The following is a 19808-nucleotide window of genomic DNA, read 5'->3' as shown; positions in this document are numbered from 1 at the left end:
CGTTTTGTGCCGTTTGCCTGAACCCAACAGAAGCATGCAACCATGAGCCAGACACCCCATTTCCCCATTTACATGGACTATGGCGCCACCACGCCCTGCGATCCGCGCGTGGTTGACGCCATGATCCCGTGGTTGCGCGAACATTTCGGCAACCCGGCCTCGCGCAGCCACGCCTGGGGCTGGGAGGCCGAAAAAGCGGTGGAAACCGCCCGGGAGCAGGTGGCGGAACTGATCGGTGCCGACCCGCGCGAGATTGTCTGGACCTCTGGCGCCACCGAGTCGAACAACCTGGCGCTTAAGGGCGCCGCCCATTTTTACCAGGGCAAGGGCAAACACCTGATCACGGTGAAAACCGAACACAAGGCCGTGCTGGACACCATGCGTGAGCTGGAACGCCAGGGCTTTGACGTCACCTACCTGGATGTTCAGGACGACGGTCTGCTGAACCTGGACACCTTCCGGGCCGCGATCCGTCCCGACACCATCCTGGCCAGTGTCATGGCGGTCAACAATGAAATCGGCGTGATCCAGGACATGGTCGCGCTGGGCACGATCTGCCGTGAAAAGGGCGTGCTGTTCCATGTCGATGCCGCGCAGGCCACCGGCAAGATCGCCATCGACCTGAAAACCCTGCCGGTGGACCTGATGAGCCTGGCCTCGCACAAGACCTACGGCCCCAAGGGCATCGGTGCGCTGTATGTGCGCCGCAAGCCGCGTGTGCGGCTGGAAGCGCAGATGCACGGCGGCGGGCACGAACGCGGCATGCGCTCGGGCACCTTGCCGACGCACCAGTGCGTGGGCATGGGCGAAGCGTTCCGCCTGGCGCGCCTTGAAATGGAGCGCGACAACACCAAGGCCCGGGCCTTGCACCAGCGTCTGATCGACGGCCTCAAGGACATCGACCAGGTCTTCCTGAACGGCCACCCGACGCAGCGGGTGCCGCAGAACATCAACATGAGTTTCAACTTCGTCGAAGGCGAATCGCTCATCATGGGCATCAAGGGGCTGGCGGTGTCGTCCGGCTCGGCCTGCACCTCGGCCAGCCTGGAGCCCAGCTACGTGCTGCGGGCCCTGGGCCGCAGCGACGAGCTTGCGCACAGCAGCCTGCGCATGACCATCGGCCGCTGGACCACCGAAGAAGAAATCGACTACGCCGTCGACACCATCCGCCGCAACGTGGCCAAGCTGCGCGAGCTCAGCCCGCTGTGGGAGATGTACCAGGACGGTGTGGACCTGTCCACGATCCAGTGGGCGGCGCACTGACGCCGCCCCGAGACCCGAGCACACGAGGAACCCGAAATGGCCTATTCCGAAAAAGTCGTTGACCACTACGAAAACCCCCGCAACGTCGGCTCCTTTGACAAGGGCGACGAGTCCGTTGGCACCGGCATGGTGGGCGCGCCCGCCTGCGGTGATGTGATGAAGCTCCAGATCAAGGTCAATCCGAGCACCGGCGTCATCGAGGACGCACGCTTCAAGACCTACGGCTGCGGCTCCGCCATCGCGTCCAGTTCGCTGGTGACCGAATGGGTCAAGGGCAAGACGCTGGACGAAGCCGCCGCGCTCAAGAACAGCCAGATTGCCGAAGAGCTGGCGCTGCCGCCGGTCAAGATCCACTGTTCGATCCTGGCTGAGGACGCCATCAAGGCGGCAGTCGACGACTACAAGAAAAAGCACGCCAACTGATCCGGAATTCACCATGGCTGTTACCCTGACCGAGGCCGCCGCACGGCATGTGACCAAGTACCTGAGCCGCCGGGGCAAAGGCGTGGGTGTGCGACTGGGCGTCAAGACCACCGGTTGTTCCGGTCTGGCTTACAAACTCGAATATGTGGATGAAATCGCACCGGAAGACCAGGTATTCGAGGGCCACGGTGTCAAGGTTCTGATTGATCCCAAGAGCATGGCCTACCTGGATGGAACCGAACTGGACTTTGTCCGGGAAGGTCTGAACGAGGGATTCCGGTTCAACAATCCGAAAGAGCGCGATCGCTGCGGTTGCGGCGAAAGTTTTCGGGTCTGACGCGGCGTAGCACGGCATCGCCGCTGGCCGAACGCGGCGGCGGTTTTCTTCGACATGAACCTGCAAACCGACGATTTCGAGCTGTTTGGTGTGCCCCGCCGATTCGCACAGGAGCGGGCGGTACTGGAGTCACGCTGGAAAGAACTGCAACGCGAGGCGCACCCTGACCGATTTTCTGCCCAGGGTGCGGCAGCGCAGCGCGTGGCCTTGCAGTGGTCGGTTCGCATCAACGAAGCCTGGCAGCGGCTGAAAGACCCGCTGCGCCGGGCAGCTTACCTGTGTGAATTGCATGGCGCGCCGGTCCAGGCGGAAAGCAATACCGCCATGCCCCCCGCGTTTCTGATGCAACAGATGGCGTGGCGCGAAGCCCTCGAAGACGCCCGGGCGATCAGTGAACTTGACGACCTCGCCGCGGCTGTGTCCCGCGCCCGCCGTGAAGCGCTGCAGTCCTGCGAGCGCCTGATCGACGGCGCCGGCGACTACGCCGGCGCCGTCTCGCAGGTGCGTGCACTCATGTTCATCGAGCGCTTCGCTGTGGAAGTCGATGCCCGGCTGGACGCCCTGCAGGACACGCCACCCCCCGCGACGGCGCTTTCAGCCAAGCAGGGACAATAAGCGGTTCGACATCGCGACAACAAGAACAAAATCCCATGGCGCTTCTGCAGATTTCCGAACCCGGCCAATCTCCCGATCCTCACCAGCGACGAATTGCGGTGGGCATTGATCTGGGCACCACCCATTCCCTGGTCGCGGCGGTGCGCCACGGCACGGCAGAATGCCTGCCGGATGCCGCCGGGCGGGTGATCCTGCCGTCTGTCGTGCGGTATCTGGTGGGGGGAGGGCGCCAGATCGGGCTTGAGGCCCAGGACAACGCGGCGGCCGACCCGGAAAACACCATCGCGTCCGTCAAACGCTTCATGGGCCGCGGACTGGCCGACATCCCCGGGCGCGACAAACTGCCGTACCGATTTGTCGACCAGCCGGGGATGGTGGTGCTGGAGACCGTCGCGGGCCCGAAATCGCCGGTGGAAATCAGCGCGGAAATTCTCGCCACCCTGCGCTACCGGGCCGAGGACACCTTCAACGACGATCTGTACGGCGCGGTCATCACCGTACCGGCCTACTTCGACGATGCCCAGCGCCAGGCCACCAAGGACGCCGCCCAACTGGCCGGCCTGAACGTGCTGCGCCTGATCAACGAACCCACCGCCGCCGCCATTGCCTACGGGCTGGACAACGCCAGCGAGGGCATCTACGCCGTGTTCGACCTGGGCGGCGGCACCTTCGACATCTCCATCCTGCGCCTGACACGCGGCGTGTTCGAGGTCATCGCCACGGGCGGGGACTCGGCCCTCGGCGGCGACGACTACGACCGTGCGCTCGTCGACTGGCTGCTGGCCCAGACCGGGCTGGAAGCCTCGTCGGCAACCGACAAAACCCGCCTGAAAACCGCGGCCCGGGCGGCCAAAGAGGCCTTGACCACTACTGAATCAGTAGCATTCGATGTCCCTTTGACGCTGGGTATGGCCCAAAAAGTGCTCAAACGGTCCGATTTTGAGGCCGCAACGGCCCACCTGACGACCCGGTGCATGGGTGCGGTGCGCAAAACCCTGCGTGACGCCCGGCTGACCCGCGACGACATACAGGGGGTGGTGATGGTCGGGGGTTCGACCCGGATGCCCCAGATCCAGCAGGCGGTGGCCGACTTTTTCGGCCGCGCGCCACTGAATAACCTGAACCCGGACGAAGTGGTGGCGCTGGGCGCCGCCATCCAGGCCAACCAGCTGGCCGGCAACGACGCCGCGGGCGACCTGCTGCTGCTGGACGTGATTCCCCTGTCGCTGGGCATTGAAACCATGGGCGGCCTGGTGGAGCGCATCGTGCCGCGCAACCAGACCATTCCCACCGCCATGGCGCAGGACTTCACCACCTACAAGGACGGCCAGACCGCGCTGGCGCTGCACGTGGTGCAGGGTGAACGCGACCTGGTGGCCGACTGCCGCAGCCTGGCGCGCTTCGAGCTGCGCGGCATTCCGCCGATGGCGGCCGGCGCTGCGCGTATCCGCGTGACCTTCACCGTGGACGCCGATGGCCTGCTGAGCGTCAGCGCGAAAGAGCAGGGCAGTGGGGCAGAGGCACACATCGACGTCAAACCCTCCTACGGCCTTTCCGACGACCAGATCGCGACCATGCTGCAGGAAAGTTTCACCACCGCCGAGGCCGACATGGCAGCCCGAGCGCTGGCCGAAGCCCGGGTTGACGCCGACCGGATGCTCCTGGCGACCCGCAGCGCGCTGGAGGCGGACGGCGATTTGCTCGACGCCGATGACCGCGCCGCCATCGACGCCCTGATGCAGACCTTGCGCAATACGGCAGAGACCAGCACCGATGCCCAGGTCATTGAGGCCGCGACGACCGCGCTGGCCAAAGGCACCGAGGCCTTCGCCGCCGAACGCATGAACCACGGTATCCGCAAGGCGCTGGCTGGCCGTGCGGTTGACACCATCTGAGAGGCACTCCGCCCATGCCCGTGATCAAGATCCTTGCCCACACCGAGTTCTGTCCCCAGGGCGCCAGCCTCAACGTGCCGACAGGCACGTCGATCTGTGAGGCCTTGCTCGACAATGGCATTGCCATCGAGCACGCCTGCGACATGAGCTGCGCCTGCACCACCTGTCATGTCATTGTGCGGGAGGGTTACGCCAGCCTGAACCCGGCCGAGGAAGACGAGGACGACCTGCTGGACCGCGCCTGGGGCCTGGAACCGCAGTCGCGCCTGGCGTGCCAGGCCATCGTCGGCCGGCAGGATCTGGTGGTCGAGATCCCCCGGTACACGATCAACCATGCCCGTGAAAATCATTGAGCCCCAGGGGTGCCACGCATGACCCGACAGATTGTTCTGGATACCGAAACCACCGGCCTGTCGGCCGAGGGCGGCGACCGCATCATCGAAATCGGTTGTGTGGAACTGGTCAATCGGCGCCCGACCGGCAACAACCTGCACTTCTACCTCAACCCCGAGCGCGACAGCCACGAGGAGGCACTCAAGGTTCACGGCATCAGCAACGAATTTCTGCGCGACAAACCCAAGTTCGCGGAGGTCGCAGACGATATCCTGCGGTACGTCGAGGGGGCCGAAATCATCATCCACAACGCCGCCTTCGATGTGGCGTTTCTCGACAAGGAGCTGGAGCGGACCGGGCGGGCGGCGTTTTCACGGCATGTCGCGGAGGTTACCGACACACTGGCCATGGCCAAGGAACTGTTTCCGGGCAAACGCAACAGCCTGGACGCCCTGTGCTCCCGCCTGGGCGTCGACAACTCGGGTCGCACCTTGCACGGCGCCCTGCTCGATGCCGAACTGCTGGCCGAGGTCTACATCAACCTCACGCGCGGCCAGGATGCCCTGCTGATCGAGGCCGATGTGGCGGCACAGGGCGATGTTCGAGCCGTTGTGGCGGTGGATCTGCGCCGCTTTGACCTGCCGGTGCTGAGGGCCCACGACCAGGAAGTTCAGGCGCATGAAGGCGTCCTTGCCGAGCTGGACAAGGCCAGCGGCGGAAAAACCGTCTGGCGCGCCGTCACGGCCTGAAACCCTCTGTTTCTCTGGCATAATTTCGGTTTTCGTCGGTAGCCGTCCTCAAGGCGGCACAGACCGGGTGATTAGCTCAGCGGTAGAGCACTGCCTTCACACGGCAGGGGTCGCAGGTTCAAACCCTGCATCACCCACCACGTTCCATCAGGCAAATCAAGGACTTCGCAGCAATGCCTAGTCCTTTTTTGTTGGCCGGCCACTGCCGGGTTCTGTCGCCCCGAAACACCTGGCGGTTGCCCGCGCGCCTCAGTCCCGCGCCCGCTCGCTGGACCGCATCCAAGTGTACGTGACCCCGATTCCTATGGTGGCGCCCGTGGTCTGGCGCACCAGCGGGCTGTTCTTGTTGGCACTGCCCGCGACGGAGTCGATGCGGGCAAAGCCGAACAATCGCCAGTCGGGCGTGAGACTGCGCGATACCGAGGTCGCCAACCGCCAGCCCACCAGACCGCTTTGCGCAGTGTAGGCGGGGCGCGCCAGCGTGGCCTCGGCCGCCGAAACCTCATAGAAAGTCCTGGCCAGTTTGCGGTCGGCCACGATGGCGCCGATGCTCGCGCTGTAGCGCCAGCCCCCCTGCGACCGTCGGTCATACACCAGTTCAGGTTCGAACGACAGGCCACGGTGCGCAAAGCTGTCGCTGATGTCAAATACCGCGCGGAGCGGCAATTCGGCCCGCAAGCTGCCGCCGGCAGGTCCGGCACCCAGGTTCCATTTCAGGCGGGGCCCCAACTCGACCAGTGTTCCCAGGTCCTTCATGCCCTGGCGTGCATCGATGCGGTCGCTGTTGCTGCCAAACGAACCTGCAAAGCCCACGTCCAGCTCGAAATCCCTGGTCTTGAAGGCCCGCAGTCCCACCGTGTCGCGATCGGCGCGCAACACCTCGCCCCGGTACACAAAGTACGGCAGCGCCAGGGCACGGTTGACACGCTGGTCCGACCCCGGGTAGGCCTGCTGGGATACCCCGAGCGCAAAGCCCCCGACTTCCCACAAAGGCTGACCCGCCGGCGCCTGCGCCAGCACCGCACCGCTGGATGCGGCAAGAACCAGCCCGGCCACGCTTGCAGCAGACGGGGAAAGGGTGAAGCAGTGGGAAGCAGGTTTCATGAGGCGGCTCGCGAAAATAGGAGGAAACGAGGTGACAGGGCGCCGTGGCGGGCTGGCCCCCGGCAGCAATGCGCAGACGCGTCAAGCCGTCGAACGGCCGCGCCCGGATTCATTCGACCTCGAGCATGATTTCGTTGCGACGAACCATGGGCAGGGTCCAGGGCGGGTTGTACCGCGCCAGTTGGGGACTGCCGATGACTTTGATGTTGCGCCCCGCCAGCCACGCCAACAGTTCGTCGGTGCGCTGTTGGATGCCTGCTTCGGTATTGAAGCCCGAGTAGCTCAGCACGGCCCATGTCTTGGCGGGCACTTCACGCAGCTGCACGGCGGGGTTGTTGGGCTTGGGCAGGCTCGCCAGGGTGTAGGCGCTGGGCATCACAAAATGAACCCGCCACCGGTTGGCCCCTTGCATTGCCGGCAACTGGGTACCCGTCTGCAGGGCGCCAGCGAGCGGTTCCATCGCCACAGGCGCCGTCATGGCGATCTTCTGGGACGCGGGTTTTGCCGGCGCAGGGACAGGCTCCATCGTGACCGGCACGGTCATGGAAATTTTTTCAGCCCTCTGGACAGCGGCCTGGCCGGCTGCGACGTTGTTGCCGAAGATGTAGTCTGCGATCGCGCGAAAGCCTTTGCCGGATGCCGCATCCATGTCGCCCTCCACGAACGTTTCGGCCACGATGAAGGGCGCGTATCGGCGCAGCTCGATGTGTCCGTGTCGCGAGAGGGTTTCGAACTTCGGCTCTTCGGTGGCCATGGCGGGGCTCCCGGACAGACCCAGTGCCAGAACGGCGACGACCGGGAGGTGGTGTTTCATGAAGTTGGTTCTCATTGTCCGGCTCGCGGCGGCATCGCTGCGTTGGCCGCTGAGCTCGGTGTCGGCTCATCAGGCGCCGTTGACGGGGCAACGAATACCGGTGGGCACATTTTTTCGCCATCCCATTGCTGGCCGCACCAGCACCGCCCCTCGCTGTCAATGATGCAGGTTCCGGTGCCGCAGCAGCGCGCGTCGTCTTGCATGGGGTCTCCGTCGCCGCGCTGCGCCGTCAACGGCCCGAGTCGTTTTGAGGCATGGAGCGCGCGTCGGGCGTTCTGGCTGCTTTTTGCGCCAGGACAACGAAGGTGCTCGCCAGCATGGCAACGGCCAGTGTGACCGACCCGAGAGCGGCGACCCCGTACTTGGAGTCAAACAGCATCGAAAGTACTTCCATGACTATCTCCTTGACTGACAATGGTTTAGCCTGCTTTCTTCCCCCGGTGCATCCCTGCGAATACCGGGCGAGAAAGGATTCAGGCGCCGAACGCTCCACCCGGAGCATCAGTCCTGTGGCCAGGGCTGAGTCCGTGGTTCACTTGCCCATCGTGAGCCGCAGGTCCACGTTGAATCAAGTGAGAGTGGATTATTAGACTTATCGGTAACCACATGAACCATGGAGTATTTCAACAGTACGATCAGTGTGGAAATAAACCCGAAAATACGTCCCCGATTCACGACGTTGCCACTCGGCACGCGGTGGCATGCAGCCGAACGCCGGGCTGCGGTGCGCGGCCTGGAAAGTGAAAAAATCAGGTGAGCGGGTCGGCCAGCGGGCGGGCGGGCTGGCGGACTGGCGGGTTCAGCGGCGGGGCGTGTTGGCCTCGTCGCCGACAACGCGGCGGGCGCCGTTGAAGCGCGTATTCCAGTAGGCGATCCGCATGTCCTCGACGCGGACTTTCTCACCGGCACGCGGGGCGTGGATGAACTTGCCGTCGCCAACATAGATGCCCACATGGCTGAAGGCGCGGCGCATAGTGTTGAAGAACACCAGGTCGCCCGGACGCAGATCCTGCCGGTCGATGTTCTGGGTGGCGGCGGCCTGCTCGGCAGCACGGCGCGGCAGCACCAGGCCGATGGTCTGTTCATAGACCGAGCGGACGAAGCCGCTGCAGTCAAAGCCGGTTTCTGCCGAATCCCCGCCGCGGCGGTAGGGCACCCCCAGAAAACCCATGGCGTGCCCGACCAGGGTAGACGCGTGTTCACCGACCACCTGACGCACATCGTCCAGTCGCTCGGAGATCTGGGTTACCACGCTGCGGTCCGGCAACAGGCTCGCCAGCCGGTCATCGCGATCGTCTGGCGCAGCCCAAGCGTTCAGGCACAGGCACAGGCAACAGCTCAGAAGGGTGGTGGATCGCAGCACAGGCGGGAGTGTACGGAGCTTGAATCTCGAAAACAAGTTAACTTTCGAACTTAACCTGTTGATTCGTATTGTGTTGGTGTTAATACTTAGTGACTATTGTAGTCTTTCGGACCGACCAGTCCGAAACATGACATCGACGTAGCGGGCTTTTTGTTAGGCTGCGAGGGTTCTCCTCCGTCAAAAAGGCACCCCATGTTCCAGGCCCTGCTGCTCGAAAAGTCCGACACCTTCACCGCCCGCGTCCAGCCGGTGGACGAATCCGCCCTGCCGGCGGGTGATGTCACCGTGCGGGTGGACTGGTCCTGCCTGAATTACAAGGACGGCCTGGCCATCACCAACAAAGGCCCTGTGGTGCGCCAGTGGCCGATGGTCGCGGGCATCGACGGCGCCGGCGTGGTGCTCGAATCCAGCCACCCCGGCTGGCAGCCGGGCGACGCCTTCGTGCACAACGGCTGGGGCGTGGGCGAAACGCACTGGGGCTGCCTGGCCGAGAAAGCCCGCCTCAAGGGTGACTGGCTGGTCAAGCTGCCCGCCGCCTTCACCGCCCGCCAGGCCATGGCCATCGGCACGGCGGGCTACACCGCCATGCTGTGTGTGATGGCGCTGGAAGACCACGGCGTGAAGCCCGGCGCGGGCGAGGTGCTGGTCACCGGCGCCACTGGCGGCGTGGGCAGCGTGGCCGTGGCCCTGCTGGGGCGGCTGGGCTACACGGTGTTCGCGGCCACCGGCAAGGCGGCAGAGGGGGATTACCTGAGACACCTGGGCGCCAGCGCCGTGATCGACCGCGCCGAACTCGCCGCGCCCGGCAAACCGTTCCAGAAGGAGCGCTGGGCCGGCGTGGTGGACGCGGTGGGCTCGCACACGCTGGCCAACGCGCTGGCGCAGACGCGCTACGGCGGGGTCGTCGCCGCCTGCGGCCTGGCCCAGGGCGCAGATCTCCCCACCACGGTGATGCCGTTCATCCTGCGCGGCGTGACGCTGGCGGGGGTCGATTCGGTGATGGCGCCCCTGGCCAGGCGCCAGCGGGCCTGGGACCGCCTGGCGCGCGACCTCGACCCGGCGCTGCTCGACACCATGATCGAGGAAGTGCCGCTGTCCGGCGCCATCGACAAGGCCCACGCGCTGATGGCCGGTCAGGTGCGCGGGCGGGTGGTGGTGCGCATCGGCGGCTGATTCACCCTGCTTTCAGCCGCTTTCTGGACCGGAGCGGCCGTTTCCCGCTGGGCGGGCAGGGACCCCGGGCCGGGCAGGTGGCCTGTGGCACACTCCCGCGCTTTGCCTGAACCCGACGCCTTTCTCCATGCAGAAGATCCTTTCGCAAATCGCGGGTGAAATCCGCGTGTCTGTCCAGCAGGTGCAGGCGGCCGTCACGCTGCTGGATGGCGGCGCCACCGTGCCCTTCATCGCCCGCTACCGCAAAGAGGCCACAGGCGGCCTGGACGACGTGCAGCTGCGCGAGCTGGATTACCGCCTGGGCTACCTGCGCGAGCTGGAAGAGCGCCGCGCCGCCATCCTCAAAAGCATCGACGAGCAGGGCAAGCTCACGCCCGAGCTGCGCGCCGCCATCGAGGCCGCGCCCACCAAGCAGGAGCTGGAAGACCTGTACCTGCCCTACAAACCCAAGCGCCGCACCAAGGGCATGATCGCCCGCGAAGCCGGCATCGAACCCCTGGCCGACCGCCTGTGGGCCGACCCCACGCTGAACCCCGCCGAGGAAGCCGCCGCCTTCACCACCCCCGCCGGCAGCGTGGAAGGTGCGGACTTTTCCACCGTGCCCGCCGTGCTGGACGGTGTGCGCGACATCCTGTCCGAACGCTGGGCCGAAGACGCCGCGCTGGTGCAGCAGCTGCGCGAATGGCTGTGGGCCGAGGGCCTGCTGCGCAGCACGCTGGCCGCCGGCAAGGATGAAAACCACCCCGACGTGGCCAAGTTCCGCGACTATTTTGACTACGACGAGCCCATCGGCCGCGTGCCCTCGCACCGGGCGCTGGCGGTGTTTCGTGGCCGGGCGCTGGAAATCCTGGACGTCAAGCTGGTGCTGCCCGAGCCGCCGGAGGCGCCGGCTGCCACCGGCACCGCCCGAACGGTGGTCGTGCCCTCACTGGCCGAAGGCCGCATCGCGCTGCACCTGGGCTGGAGCCACCAGGGCCGCGCCGCCGACGACCTGCTGCGCAAGTGCGTGGCCTGGACCTGGCGCGTCAAGCTGAGCCTGTCCACCGAGCGCGACCTGTTCACCCGCCTGCGCGAAGACGCGGAGAAGGTGGCGATCAAGGTCTTTGCCGACAACCTGCGCGACCTGCTGCTGGCCGCGCCGGCCGGCCCCAAGGCCGTCATGGGGCTGGACCCCGGCATCCGCACCGGCGTGAAAGTGGCGGTGGTGGACGCCACCGGCAAGCTGGTGGACACCGCCACCGTCTTCCCGCACGAACCCCGCAAAGACTGGGACGGCGCGCTGCACACCCTGGCCAAGCTGTGTGAAAAGCACCAGGTGGCGCTGATCGCCATCGGCAACGGCACCGCCAGCCGCGAAACCGACCGCCTGGCCGCCGATTTGCTGAAATTGATGCAAAAAGCGGCCATACCCAGCGCGGAATGGTCACCAGCCGCTATTCAAAAGATAGTGGTCAGCGAAGCGGGCGCCTCGGTCTATTCCGCCAGCGAATACGCCTCCCAGGAGCTGCCCGACGTGGACGTCAGCCTGCGCGGCGCCGCCAGCATTGCCCGGCGCCTGCAAGACCCGCTGGCCGAGCTGGTCAAGATCGACCCCAAATCCATCGGCGTGGGCCAGTACCAGCACGACGTGAACCAGGGCGAACTAGCCCGCACGCTGGACGCGGTGGTGGAAGACTGTGTGAACGGCGTCGGTGTGGACCTCAACACCGCCAGCGTGCCGCTGCTGACCCGGGTGTCAGGCCTGTCGGGCAGCGTGGCGCGCGCCGTGGTGCGCTGGCGCGAGGCGCACGGCGCGTTTCGCAGCCGCAAGCAACTGCTCGACGTGGCCGGCCTGGGCGCCAAGACCTTCGAGCAGAGCGCGGGCTTTTTGCGTATCCGCGGCGGCGACAACCCGCTGGACATGACCGGCGTGCACCCCGAAACCTACCCGGTGGTGGAGCAGATCATCACCGCCACCGGCAAACCCGTGGCCGAGCTGATGGGCCGCGCCGAGATGCTGAAAGCCCTCAGGCCTGAGCTGTTTGCCAATGAAAGGTTTGGCGTCATCACGGTGAAAGACATCCTGGGCGAGCTGGAAAAGCCCGGCCGCGACCCGCGCCCGGACTTCAAGGTGGCGCGCTTCAACGAGGGCGTGGAAGACATCCGCGACCTGCAGCCCGGCATGATTCTGGAGGGCACGGTCAGCAACGTGGCGGCCTTTGGCGCCTTTGTGGACCTGGGCGTGCACCAGGACGGGCTGGTGCACGTCAGCCAGCTCAGCCACAAATTCACCACGGACGCGCGCGAAGTCGTCAAGACCGGCGACATCGTGAAGGTGCGCGTGGTTGAGGTGGACGTGGACCGCAAGCGCATTGGCCTGAGCATGAAGCTGGGCGAGGCGCCCCCACGCCGGGACGGTCCGCGTGACAACCGGTTCGAAGGGGCGGGGCGCGGCCAGCGGGCGCCCCATCGCGGCGCACCGGCGCCAGCAGCATCCACCGCCATGGCCTCGGCCTTTGCCAAGCTGCGCCAGCCCGGGCGTTGATCAATCCTGGTTTGATAGCGGCTGGTGACCATTCCACGCCGGGATCGTGCCAAAAACATCCATAAAATGTGATTCCAGCGCTACCATGAGGCCATGAAAGCCCTGCGCATCCATGCCGGCCCCGCCGCCCGGCGCCACATCGAGCAACACGGCCTGCGCCCGCAGGACATCGGCGTGATCCCCGGCGCCGCCGGCGGCCCCAAGGGCCTGATCCTCGGCCCGCTGGACCGCTTTCTGTTCGGCCACTGGCTGCCGCAGAGCAGCCAGCCGGTGCATCTGGTGGGCGGCTCCATCGGCGCCTGGCGCATGGCCACCGCCTGCCTGATAGAGCCGGTGGCCGCCTTCCACCGGCTGGAGCACGACTACATCCACCAGCACTACGAGCTGCTGCCCGGCCAGAAGCGCCCCACGGCCGACTTCGTGAGCGAGCGCTTTGGCGACAGCCTGCAAGCCTTCTACGGCGGGCGCATTGGCGAGGTGCTGAACCACCCGCGCTACCGCCTGCACATCGTCACCTCGCGCGGGCGCCATGTGCTGGCGCGCGAGCACGGCCTGCGCACACCGCTGGGCTATGCCGGCGCCTTCTTCACCAACGCCGTGCGCCGCAAGGCCATGGGCGCCTGGCTGGAGCGGGTGGTGTTTTCATCCGCAGGCGCGGCGCTGCCCTTTGCCACGCAGGACTACCGCACGCGGCAAATCGACCTGACCGAGGCCAACTTCATGCCCGCGCTGCAGGCCAGCTGCTCCATCCCGTTTGTGCTGCGCGCCGTGCACGACGTCCCCGGCGCGCCGCCCGGCGCCTATTGGGACGGCGGCATCACCGACTACCACCTGCACCTGGATTACCGGGAGGCGGCGGGGCAGGGCGGCGCCGGCCTGGTGCTGTACCCGCACTTTCAGCAGGCCGTGGTGCCCGGCTGGCTGGACAAAGCCCTCAAATGGCGCCACGGCGCCACCCCATTCCTCGACACCACTATCGTGCTCGCCCCCGACCCCGCCTGGGTGGCCACGCTGCCGAACCGCAAACTGCCCGACCGCACCGATTTCACCCGCTACGGCAACGACCTGGCGGCGCGGGTGAAGGCGTGGAACGCGGCCACCTCAGCCGCGAAGCAACTGGCGGAGGAGTTTGGGGAGTGGGTGGAGAGGGGGGATTTGGGGCGGGTGGAGACGTTGTGATGGCCGGATTGCGGAGGGGCGTCGCAATGAAATCGGTGCGTCAACTCCGCGATAAAGCGGCGCAGCGCGGCCGGGTCACTTCACTGATAGTGGGCAAGTCCCAATCTGCCTTGGTTGACAAACGAACGTTTTCGGTTGACAATAATTAAAAGAAAGGTTGACAAATGACCAAGGTACGCGCTGGTGGAGAGCCTGTGCGCAAGTTCTTGATTGACAACATGGATGCCCATGCTTCGGACATCGTGAAAGTCGCAAGCGAGAAATTTGGCTGCACCAGGCAAGCGGTTCACAAGCACCTGAAACGGCTGGTTGACGAGGGCGCCGTTCAAGTTGCCGGGAACACGCGCAGCAAGCGGTACAGCCTGGCGCCACTGCTTGAATGGACGCGCGAGTATTCGGTCAGTCCGGACTTGGCCGAAGACACGGTCTGGCGGACCGATGTTGCCCCATTGCTAGGGAAACTCCCCGAAAACGTTCTCAACATCTGGCATTACGGCTTCACCGAGATGTTCAACAACGTGATCGATCACTCGGGGGCGTCAGCAGTGACTGTGTCTGTCCGAAAGACGTCGGCCACCACGAGAATCGAGATATTCGACAACGGAGTCGGCATCTTCAAGAAGATTCAGGCGGCGCTGAATCTCGTGGATGAACGGCATTCCGTACTGGAACTGGCCAAAGGCAAGTTCACGACCGATCCGGCAAATCATTCGGGCGAAGGAATTTTCTTTTCGTCCCGGATGTTCGATGAATTTGACATTCTTTCGGGCGGCGTCTACTTCGCGCACGAGTTTGACAAGAAAGAAGACTGGATTTTGCAGCGCAGCAGACCCAGCGGCGGCACGCTCGTGACCATGGTTCTGCACAATCACACGGCGCGAACAACCAAGAAGGTGTTTGACAAGTTCTCTTCGGGTGACGACTACGGTTTCAATACGACCGTGGTGCCGGTCAAGCTGATGCGGTACGGGGATGACAACCTGGTGTCGCGGTCTCAGGCGAAGCGACTCTTGGCGCGGGTCGATCGATTCAAAGTTGTGATGCTGGACTTTTCTGGCGTGGCATCCATTGGTCAGGCGTTCGCCGACGAAGTGTTTCGGGTCTTCAGGGCCAAACATCCGGAAGTGCAGTTGCTTCCTGTCCATGCGTCGTCCGAGGTCCGCCGAATGATCTCGCGCGCCGAGGCATTGGCTTCGGAGTCGCGTGACGTGTAGGGTTGCCGCATTGTGAGGGTCATGGCGGACCAGACCAGCCGCCATTCGCTACTGATTCAATAGCTGAAAGCGACCTTTTTACGCTGGGCGGTCTCAAGTCTGAAGTGCAACATCCGACAGCATTAATAAATGACTGAGGTGGATTGTTGATCGCTTGCGATCCCCCTTTCAGCCGTGTCATTCCCGGATGCCTCGCTGTCATGGTTGCGGTCACGCTTGTTACGGTGAAATTCTCGCGGCGATTTCGAGCGCGCGCTTGGCGCCATTTTTCGTGAACATACCTTGATTCACCTTTTTTCGAATTTCCAACGCGACGGCTTTATTTGCCATGGCTGTAAATTCTCGGGACATTTTTAGCAAAGGTTCCATGCTATCCATCAAGGCCTTCTCCTGTTCGGTACCTTTCCCGGAACTGCGATGGGTCTGAAACGAGGTTGAGCCTATATTTACCATTTCAGCTGCAATAAGCAATATTTCTGCTGTCGCGTCTAGACTGTCCAAATACTCATCTTCGTAGTTTGCTCGGTCCTTCTTGAAAGCTTCTTCATATCGTCCAGCTAATGGTTGCAACAGTCTTGGCAAATCCGGAATATTTTCACCGCGCTTTTTCGAAGCAAAATATTCGGTCAGTGCTGCTTTTACCCGTGCTGGCGTAAGCAGTGATTGAAGATGCAATCCTCTTTCCCCATCAGAGTATCGAATGACCTGATGCGGATTGCGAGCTTGATGATGTTCGTGAAGGTAATAGTCTGCTATATAGTTGAAATAGGGTTCCGCTGCATGGGATTGGTGAAAAAATATCGACAATGATATTATTATATATGTACGAATAATTTTCCAGGTCATGATGGAATTGAATCAAGAATAGAAAGTTTTTAACGCTACAGCTGGGGCATTCAGCTGTGTAGATTGAAGAAGCGGTGAATTCGTGACCTTGGCATTGTGCGTGAAAAAACGTCAGTCGTTGCGGAAAACGAATTGAATAATGTTTGGCCGAAAAAGCAGTGGCTCAGGATTCGCCATTGGAAATTCTGACGGCAGCGAACGCCAGTGTGTGTAAATGACATTGAGGAGTGACTTGCCTTTCGCGTCTGCCAAACTACGCGACTCATCAAGACGTTTGAATACGGCGATGGATTTTGAGCCAGTTTGAGATTGTGAGAACGGATGGTTTGAAGAGTACATGGGGTATACTTTTGGGCAATACTTCAATTCTTCGCACAGGGCAAGATATTGCTTTCCCTGAAAAGAACGCGGATCTGGAGGATCGCGCAGTTCTGGATCAAAAGCCGTCCTTGCCCACCAGAGTAATTTGTCACCATCGTCCGGACTCGCCGCCATGAGTTGTGTCCATCGGGCACCATAGATCAACCGCTTCTCTGCAATTTCTCTGGCGATCTCCGGATTCGGAATGCTCGCAATGCTTGGTGCGCAGGCTGATGGCGATACCTCAAGCTGAAATTCCGCGGCTTTCAAAATCAAGATGGGAATCGGAAGGTTGACGATCGGCACGACTTCTCTTCCGTCCTGAATTACCCGAATCTGGCATTCGATCTGCGCCAGACAGGTGAGTGGTACGAAAACCAATGCAGTGAACAGGGCAAGTTTCGACGTGGTCGCCGCGAGTAACGGTATTTTGTGCACGGGATTTTCCGAAGTGAGAGGTTCAACCCAACCTGTAACGCCACTGAAGCTGGGAAAGAATGGGAGCGCGGAGCATTTTTTCTGACGAAACCGACGGAAACGTTGTCCTACATCAATCGATTATTCGCCGGGGCCAAAAGTCTAATGGCCTTGGCTGTGCGCCCGACCTCGGGCGGCCGCCACAGGAGCCAGCGGTTCAACCACCCGGACACCCTCGAATGCCCTTTTTAGAGGTTTTGGGAACTTTTCGGCTCATACCCATCGGAAAAAGGTCGTTTCCAGCTATCAAATTAGGACTTTGTGCTCACGGGCCACGGGCGGGATTCAGCAGCCGATTCGCCTCACAGACTCTCCCGCAACATCCCCCGGTACTCCTCCGCACTCGCCAGCCGCGGGTTGGTCTTGTGGCAGTGGTCGGCCAGGGCGCCGGTGATCACGGCGTCGAACAGGTCCTCGGTCACGCCCACCGCCGCCAGGCCGCTGGGCAGGCCCAGGCGGGCGTTCAGCGCGCGGATGGCGTCGGGGATGTCGTCGCCACGGGCCAGGCCCATGGCCTGGGCCATGCGGTCCAGGCGGCGCTCTTTCTGCACCGATTCGGCCGTGGCGTTGAAGCGGATCACGGCCGGCAGGAAGAGGGCGTTCAGCGTGCCGTGGTGCAGGCGCGGGTTCACGCCGCCCAGGCTGTGGCTCAAGGAGTGCACGCAGCCCAGGCCTTTCTGGAAGGCCATGGCGCCCTGCATGCTGGCGCTCATCATGTTCAGGCGGGCTTCGCGGTCCTGGCCGTCGCGGGTGGCGCGCTCGATGTGCGCCCAGCCGCGGGCCAGGCCGTCCAGCGCGATGCCGTCGGCCGGCGGGTTGAAGGGCGCGGCCATGAAGGTTTCCATGCAGTGGGCGATGGCGTCCATGCCGGTGGCGGCCGTCAGCAGCGGCGGCAGGCCCAGCGTGAGGCCGGGGTCGCAGATGGCGGTCTTGGGCAGCAGGTGCCAGCTGTGAAAACCCAGCTTGCGGCCGTCATCCACGATGACGATGGCGCCGCGCGCCACTTCGCTGCCGGTGCCGGCGGTGGTGGGCACGGCAATCAGCGGGGCCACGCGCTCGGTGATCCTGGGCGAGCCGCCTTCGATGGTGGCGTAGGTTTTCAGGGGGCCTTCGTGCGTGGCGGCAATGGCCACGCCCTTGGCGCAGTCAATGGCCGAGCCGCCGCCCACGGCGATCAGGCCGTCGCAGCCCTGGGTGCGGTAGACCTCGGCGGCGGCGCGCACGGCGGCTTCGGTGGGGTTGGAGGGGGTCTGGTCGTACACGGCCACGCTCAATCCGGGCAGGGCGTCCAGCGCCTGCTGCAGGATGCCGACGGCTTTGACGCCGGGGTCGGTCACGATCAGCGGGCGGCGGATGCCCACGCGCTCGCACTCGGCGGCCAGCAGGTTGATGGCGCCAAAGTCGATCTGGATCTGGGTCAGGTAGTAGATGAAAGCCATGGGGTTTGTCTCCGGGTTGCCCTGTACGATGCCAAGCCTTCACTGTAATCAGAACCCGGCCCGTCATGAGTCACCACCGCAACCCGCGCGCCTTGCTCACGCCCCTGATGCGCGGCGTGCTCGACCGCATCGAGCGCGCCGGCCGCCCGCCGCTGCACGCGCTCACGCCCGCGCAGGCCCGCGCCGCCTACGAAGCCAGCGCCGGTGTGCTGGAACTGGCCCCACACAAGCTGCCCCGGGTTGAAGACCTGCACATCCCCGCGCGGGACGGCCACGCCATTCCGGCCCGCTTGTATGCCCCGCACGCCGAGGCGGGCGCCGCGCTGCCGGTGCTGATGTATTGCCACGGCGGCGGCTTCACGGTGGGCAGCGTCGCCACCCATGATGTGTTGTGCCGCCACCTGGCGCACCTGGCGCATTGCGCTGTGCTTTCGGTGGACTACCGCCTGGCGCCGGAGCATCCGTTTCCCACCGCCGTGTTCGACGCCTGGGACAGCCTGGCCTGGCTGCGCGCGCAGGCCGCCGCGCTGGGGCTGGACGGCACGCGCCTGGCCGTGGGCGGCGACAGCGCCGGCGGCACGCTGGCGGCGGTGTGCGCCCTCCAGGCGCGCGATGCGGGCTGGCCGCTGGCGCTGCAGCTGCTGTTCTACCCCGGCACCTGCGCCCGGCAGGACACGGCCTCGCACCACACCTTCCGCCACGGCTTTTTGCTGGAAGAGGCGCACATCCGCTACTTTTTCAGCCAGTACCTGCAGCGCCCCACCGACCATGCCGACTGGCGCTTTGCCCCGCTGGATGGCGTGGACGAGGCCGGCCAGGTCCGCGAACTGGACGGCGTGGCCCCGGCCTGGATCGGCCTGGCCGAGTGCGACCCGCTGACCGACGAAGGCGTCGCCTACGCCGACCGCCTGCGCGCCGCCGGTGTGCCGGTGGACCTGGAGATCTACCGCGGTGTGGTGCACGGCTTCATCAACCTGGGCCGCGCCATCCCCGAGGCGCTGACGGCGCATGCCGACGCGGCGCGGGCGCTGCGCCACGCGCTGGGTACCCAGCCCGCCACCCCCCATGCGCGAAAACACCATTGAAAGGACGACTGGCATGACCGCAAATCCTGAGGCCGCTGGTTCGGCAGCAGCACCCACTGTGCAATCCGCCGGCGCCACGCGGAATGCCGCAGCGGGCCGGGTGCGCTGCGGGAGCTGGGGTGAGTTGCAAGCGCCCGCAGCCCAGGTTCGGCGGGCGGTGTTTGTGCAGGAGCAACAGATCGCCGAGGAACTGGAATGGGATGAGGCCGATCAGCCGGCCCTGCATGTGGTGGTGTTTTCGGAACAAGGTGACGCGGTGGGCACCGGCCGGCTGCTGGCACCGGAGCCCGGTGTGGCGCAGATCGGTCGCCTGGCGGTGTTGCGGCCGGCGCGGCGCACCGGAATCGGGGCCTTGCTGGTGCGCACCCTGATGGAGCAGGCGCGCCAACGTGGCGACCGGCGGGTGATTCTGAACGCCCAGTGCGCGGCGATCCCGTTTTATGTGGCCTTGGGTTTTCAGGCGAACGGCGAAATTTTTCAGGAGGCGGGCATAGACCATGTGCAAATGTCCGCGCCCTTGTGACCTCGGCGGGCGGTCTTGAGCGCTCGGCCGGGAAATAGCCCCGGACTGCGGCGACAATAGGCGGTTTGCCAGACCGGGCATCGTGACCGGCC

20 protein-coding genes and 1 tRNA gene are annotated in these 19808 nt (G+C 64.4%); 14 read left to right on the top strand and 7 right to left on the bottom strand.

Features of this window, described 5'->3' with window-relative positions; genetic code table 11:
* Positions 1–42 precede the first annotated feature (42 nt).
* From AC2EBU_RS03425 to AC2EBU_RS03390, 8 genes are all read left to right on the top strand, one after another.
* Entirely contained in the window at positions 43–1263 is a 1221-nt protein-coding gene (locus AC2EBU_RS03425) for an IscS subfamily cysteine desulfurase (RefSeq protein ID WP_484608976.1), read from the top strand.
* A gap of 36 nt (positions 1264–1299) precedes the next feature.
* Positions 1300–1686, top strand: a complete 387-nt coding sequence (gene iscU / locus AC2EBU_RS03420) for a Fe-S cluster assembly scaffold IscU (RefSeq protein WP_484608975.1) — start codon at positions 1300–1302, stop codon at positions 1684–1686.
* 13 nt (positions 1687–1699) lie between these two features.
* The gene (iscA, locus tag AC2EBU_RS03415) at positions 1700–2023 is read left to right on the top strand and encodes an iron-sulfur cluster assembly protein IscA (protein WP_484608974.1); all 324 of its coding nucleotides are present in this window, start codon (positions 1700–1702) and stop codon (positions 2021–2023) included.
* A gap of 54 nt (positions 2024–2077) precedes the next feature.
* Entirely contained in the window at positions 2078–2638 is a 561-nt protein-coding gene (hscB, locus tag AC2EBU_RS03410; RefSeq protein WP_484608973.1) for a Fe-S protein assembly co-chaperone HscB, read from the top strand.
* A 35-nt stretch (positions 2639–2673) separates the two neighbouring features.
* A complete protein-coding gene (gene hscA / locus AC2EBU_RS03405) occupies positions 2674–4533 on the top strand; it encodes a Fe-S protein assembly chaperone HscA (RefSeq protein ID WP_484608972.1) in 1860 nt (619 codons plus the stop codon).
* A 14-nt stretch (positions 4534–4547) separates the two neighbouring features.
* A complete protein-coding gene (gene fdx / locus AC2EBU_RS03400) occupies positions 4548–4886 on the top strand; it encodes an ISC system 2Fe-2S type ferredoxin (RefSeq protein WP_484608971.1) in 339 nt (112 codons plus the stop codon).
* Between the two features lie 18 nt (positions 4887–4904).
* The gene (gene dnaQ, locus AC2EBU_RS03395) at positions 4905–5615 is read left to right on the top strand and encodes a DNA polymerase III subunit epsilon (protein WP_484608970.1); all 711 of its coding nucleotides are present in this window, start codon (positions 4905–4907) and stop codon (positions 5613–5615) included.
* 65 nt (positions 5616–5680) lie between these two features.
* Positions 5681–5755, top strand: a tRNA-Val gene (locus tag AC2EBU_RS03390).
* 109 nt (positions 5756–5864) lie between these two features.
* Here AC2EBU_RS03390 and AC2EBU_RS03385 read toward each other — a convergent pair.
* From AC2EBU_RS03385 to AC2EBU_RS03370, 4 genes are all read right to left on the bottom strand, one after another.
* Positions 5865–6719 carry a MipA/OmpV family protein gene (locus tag AC2EBU_RS03385; protein WP_484608969.1) on the bottom strand — a complete coding sequence of 285 codons (855 nt, stop codon included), beginning with the start codon at positions 6717–6719 and terminating at the stop codon, positions 5865–5867.
* A gap of 109 nt (positions 6720–6828) precedes the next feature.
* Positions 6829–7533 carry an SOUL family heme-binding protein gene (locus AC2EBU_RS03380; protein ID WP_484608968.1) on the bottom strand — a complete coding sequence of 235 codons (705 nt, stop codon included), beginning with the start codon at positions 7531–7533 and terminating at the stop codon, positions 6829–6831.
* Positions 7534–7762: 229 nt separating this feature from the next.
* Positions 7763–7927 (bottom strand): hypothetical protein, encoded by a 165-nt coding sequence (locus AC2EBU_RS03375; protein WP_484608967.1) that lies wholly within the window; start codon positions 7925–7927, stop codon positions 7763–7765.
* Between the two features lie 405 nt (positions 7928–8332).
* Positions 8333–8896, bottom strand: a complete 564-nt coding sequence (locus tag AC2EBU_RS03370) for a C40 family peptidase (protein ID WP_484608966.1) — start codon at positions 8894–8896, stop codon at positions 8333–8335.
* Positions 8897–9088: 192 nt separating this feature from the next.
* On the opposite strand from AC2EBU_RS03370, the gene acuI reads away from it, so the two are divergent.
* The 4 genes from acuI to AC2EBU_RS03350 all read left to right on the top strand — a co-directional run bounded on the left by acuI (position 9089) and on the right by AC2EBU_RS03350 (position 14986).
* Positions 9089–10069, top strand: coding sequence for an acrylyl-CoA reductase (NADPH) (gene acuI, locus AC2EBU_RS03365; RefSeq protein ID WP_484608965.1), 981 nt, complete (start codon positions 9089–9091; stop codon positions 10067–10069).
* Positions 10070–10196: 127 nt separating this feature from the next.
* Positions 10197–12593 (top strand): Tex family protein, encoded by a 2397-nt coding sequence (locus AC2EBU_RS03360; RefSeq protein ID WP_484608964.1) that lies wholly within the window; start codon positions 10197–10199, stop codon positions 12591–12593.
* Between the two features lie 93 nt (positions 12594–12686).
* Positions 12687–13772: a patatin-like phospholipase domain-containing protein gene (locus AC2EBU_RS03355; protein WP_484608963.1), complete on the top strand. Its 1086-nt coding sequence runs from the start codon at positions 12687–12689 to the stop codon at positions 13770–13772.
* A gap of 164 nt (positions 13773–13936) precedes the next feature.
* On the top strand, positions 13937–14986 hold the full coding sequence (locus tag AC2EBU_RS03350) for an STAS-like domain-containing protein (RefSeq protein WP_484608962.1): 1050 nt from the start codon (positions 13937–13939) through the stop codon (positions 14984–14986).
* Between the two features lie 219 nt (positions 14987–15205).
* Here the strand turns inward: AC2EBU_RS03350 and AC2EBU_RS03345 are convergent, their stop codons facing one another.
* The 3 genes from AC2EBU_RS03345 to AC2EBU_RS03335 form a co-directional block, all read right to left on the bottom strand.
* The gene (locus AC2EBU_RS03345) at positions 15206–15832 is read right to left on the bottom strand and encodes a hypothetical protein (RefSeq protein WP_484608961.1); all 627 of its coding nucleotides are present in this window, start codon (positions 15830–15832) and stop codon (positions 15206–15208) included.
* A 111-nt stretch (positions 15833–15943) separates the two neighbouring features.
* The gene (locus AC2EBU_RS03340) at positions 15944–16630 is read right to left on the bottom strand and encodes a hypothetical protein (RefSeq protein ID WP_484608960.1); all 687 of its coding nucleotides are present in this window, start codon (positions 16628–16630) and stop codon (positions 15944–15946) included.
* A gap of 341 nt (positions 16631–16971) precedes the next feature.
* Positions 16972–18108: an iron-containing alcohol dehydrogenase gene (locus AC2EBU_RS03335; RefSeq protein WP_484608959.1), complete on the bottom strand. Its 1137-nt coding sequence runs from the start codon at positions 18106–18108 to the stop codon at positions 16972–16974.
* 65 nt (positions 18109–18173) lie between these two features.
* On the opposite strand from AC2EBU_RS03335, the gene AC2EBU_RS03330 reads away from it, so the two are divergent.
* Positions 18174–19193 (top strand): alpha/beta hydrolase, encoded by a 1020-nt coding sequence (locus tag AC2EBU_RS03330; RefSeq protein WP_484608958.1) that lies wholly within the window; start codon positions 18174–18176, stop codon positions 19191–19193.
* A gap of 13 nt (positions 19194–19206) precedes the next feature.
* Positions 19207–19716, top strand: a complete 510-nt coding sequence (locus AC2EBU_RS03325; RefSeq protein WP_484608957.1) for a GNAT family N-acetyltransferase — start codon at positions 19207–19209, stop codon at positions 19714–19716.
* Positions 19717–19808: the final 92 nt, after the last annotated feature.

It is taken from the genome of Curvibacter sp. T50 (genome assembly GCF_057219955.1).
The sequence above is the reverse complement of the archived record's forward strand: the minus strand, read 5'-3'. Positions and strand labels throughout refer to the sequence as shown.

Bases quoted from the DNA above. Each gene is read 5' to 3' on its own strand.
- AC2EBU_RS03425 (WP_484608976.1), top strand. From the start codon at position 43: ATGAGCCAGACACCCCATTTCCCCATTTACATGGACTATGGCGCCACC.
- iscU (WP_484608975.1), top strand. From the start codon at position 1,300: ATGGCCTATTCCGAAAAAGTCGTTGACCACTACGAAAACCCCCGCAAC.
- iscA (WP_484608974.1), top strand. From the start codon at position 1,700: ATGGCTGTTACCCTGACCGAGGCCGCCGCACGGCATGTGACCAAGTAC.
- hscB (WP_484608973.1), top strand. From the start codon at position 2,078: ATGAACCTGCAAACCGACGATTTCGAGCTGTTTGGTGTGCCCCGCCGA.
- hscA (WP_484608972.1), top strand. From the start codon at position 2,674: ATGGCGCTTCTGCAGATTTCCGAACCCGGCCAATCTCCCGATCCTCAC.
- fdx (WP_484608971.1), top strand. From the start codon at position 4,548: ATGCCCGTGATCAAGATCCTTGCCCACACCGAGTTCTGTCCCCAGGGC.
- dnaQ (WP_484608970.1), top strand. From the start codon at position 4,905: ATGACCCGACAGATTGTTCTGGATACCGAAACCACCGGCCTGTCGGCC.
- AC2EBU_RS03385 (WP_484608969.1), bottom strand. From the start codon at position 6,719: ATGAAACCTGCTTCCCACTGCTTCACCCTTTCCCCGTCTGCTGCAAGC.
- AC2EBU_RS03380 (WP_484608968.1), bottom strand. From the start codon at position 7,533: ATGAAACACCACCTCCCGGTCGTCGCCGTTCTGGCACTGGGTCTGTCC.
- AC2EBU_RS03375 (WP_484608967.1), bottom strand. From the start codon at position 7,927: ATGGAAGTACTTTCGATGCTGTTTGACTCCAAGTACGGGGTCGCCGCT.
- acuI (WP_484608965.1), top strand. From the start codon at position 9,089: ATGTTCCAGGCCCTGCTGCTCGAAAAGTCCGACACCTTCACCGCCCGC.
- AC2EBU_RS03360 (WP_484608964.1), top strand. From the start codon at position 10,197: ATGCAGAAGATCCTTTCGCAAATCGCGGGTGAAATCCGCGTGTCTGTC.
- AC2EBU_RS03355 (WP_484608963.1), top strand. From the start codon at position 12,687: ATGAAAGCCCTGCGCATCCATGCCGGCCCCGCCGCCCGGCGCCACATC.
- AC2EBU_RS03350 (WP_484608962.1), top strand. From the start codon at position 13,937: ATGACCAAGGTACGCGCTGGTGGAGAGCCTGTGCGCAAGTTCTTGATT.
- AC2EBU_RS03345 (WP_484608961.1), bottom strand. From the start codon at position 15,832: ATGACCTGGAAAATTATTCGTACATATATAATAATATCATTGTCGATA.
- AC2EBU_RS03335 (WP_484608959.1), bottom strand. From the start codon at position 18,108: ATGGCTTTCATCTACTACCTGACCCAGATCCAGATCGACTTTGGCGCC.
- AC2EBU_RS03330 (WP_484608958.1), top strand. From the start codon at position 18,174: ATGAGTCACCACCGCAACCCGCGCGCCTTGCTCACGCCCCTGATGCGC.
- AC2EBU_RS03325 (WP_484608957.1), top strand. From the start codon at position 19,207: ATGACCGCAAATCCTGAGGCCGCTGGTTCGGCAGCAGCACCCACTGTG.